Annotated in this window: 2 protein-coding genes; both read left to right on the plus strand. The window is 70.4% G+C overall.

The features are described 5' to 3' along the window. On the plus strand, positions 1-657 hold a 657-nt coding region (locus GBZ26_RS29245; protein ID WP_174441779.1), incomplete at its 5' end, for an SCO family protein. Next, a complete protein-coding gene (gene coxB, locus GBZ26_RS29250; RefSeq protein ID WP_174441780.1) occupies positions 654-1,601 on the plus strand; it encodes a cytochrome c oxidase subunit II in 948 nt (315 codons plus the stop codon). The genes GBZ26_RS29245 and coxB, both read left to right, overlap by 4 nt. Positions 1,602-1,644: the final 43 nt, after the last annotated feature.

The raw sequence follows: 1,644 nt of genomic DNA on the forward strand, positions 1-1,644 counted from the left end.
TCCAGGCCCGGCGCGCGCATCCCGGCCGGCGCGGTGCCGGGCCTGGACGACGCGCTGGGTGGGCCGCCGGTCGTGCTGGCGCTGGCCTACTACACCTGCCCGAACCTGTGCGGGGTGACGCTGGGCGGCATCGCCTCCGCGCTGAAGGAGACCGGCCTGCGCGCGGGCGCCGACTTCCGCCTGGCCGCGCTGTCCATCAACCCGGCCGAGGGTCCGGTCGAGGCGGCGGCGGCCAGGGAGCGGGCGGTGGAGCGGCTCGGCAGCGGCGAGGGCCTGCGGTTTCTCACCGGCAGCGACCCGGCGGTCCGGCGCGTGGCCGACGCGGTCGGCTTCCGCTATCGCTGGGATAAGGACCTCAAGCAGTTCCTCCACCCCGTGGGGGTCTTCGTGCTCGCCCCGGATGGCCGGGTGTCGCGCTGGATTTCCGGCGCGGGGTTCGACGGCACCGACCTGCGGCTGGCGCTGACCGAGGCCGGAGAGGGCAAGGTGGGCAGCCTGACCGACCGGCTGCGCCTGCTCTGCTACCACTACGACCCCGTGCGCGGGACCTACGACGCCATCGTCCTGAACAGCCTGCGTGTCGCCGGAATGCTGACCGCATTGATCGTGGGCGGCGGGATCACCTGGGCCGTGCTGCGCGAACGGGGGCGGCCATGACCTCCTGGCTTCCCTTCTGGCCAGCCTCCGCGTCGGCCTACGCCGACCGCGTCGACCTCCTCGTCTGGGCCTTCAGCGCGCTCATCATCGTCCTCGCCGCACCGGTGATCATCGGCATGGTGTGGTTCGCGGCGAAATATCACCGCGGCTCGCCGGCCGACCGCAGCGACGCGCCGACCCGCGGCTTCTGGATCGAAGCGGACTGGACGGTCGTTCCCTTCCTGCTGGCGATGATCTTCTTCGTCTGGGCCGCGCATCTCTACTACATCGTGCGCACGCCGCCGGGCGGCGCGATGGAGGTCGCGGTGGTCGCCAAGCAGTGGATGTGGAAGTTCCAGCACCCCGGCGGCCAGCGCGAGATCAACGAGCTGCACGTTCCCACCGGCCAGCCGGTCAAGCTGACCATGACCTCGCAGGACGTGATCCACAGCCTGTTCCTGCCCGAACTGCGCCTGAAGATGGACGTGCTCCCCGACCGCTACACGAGCATCTGGTTCCAGGCCGACCGGCCGGGCACCTATGCCCTGCGCTGCACGCAGTTCTGCGGCACTGACCACGCGCTGATGGGCGGCCGCTTCATCGTCCAGGAGCCGAGGGATTACGAAGCCTGGCTGCAAGCCTCGGCGGTGGACGGCACGCTGGCGCAGGAGGGTGAGCGGCTGTTCCGCCGCCTGGGATGCTCCGGTTGCCATGGGATGAATTCCGCCGTGCACGCGCCGGACCTCGCGGGGATCTACGGCACGCAGCAGCCGCTTGCCGACGGCCGCTTCGTGCTGGCCGACGACCGCTACATCCGCGACAGCATCCTGATGCCGAAGCGGCAGGTGGTCGCCGGCTACGAGCCGATCATGCCCTCCTTCGCCGGCAAGGTGTCGGAGGAGGAGATCCTGCGGCTGATCGCCTACGTCAAATCCTTGCCGCGCGAGGGGAACAAGCAGCCATGACCGTCTACGCTCCCCCCGCCGACACCCCGAATGCCGATACTGC

It is taken from the genome of Azospirillum formosense (assembly GCF_013340925.1).
Classification (GTDB): domain Bacteria; phylum Pseudomonadota; class Alphaproteobacteria; order Azospirillales; family Azospirillaceae; genus Azospirillum; species Azospirillum formosense.

Coding starts and splice junctions, on each gene's coding strand:
- coxB (WP_174441780.1), top strand. CDS start 654: ATGACCTCCTGGCTTCCCTTCTGGCCAGCCTCCGCGTCGGCCTACGCC.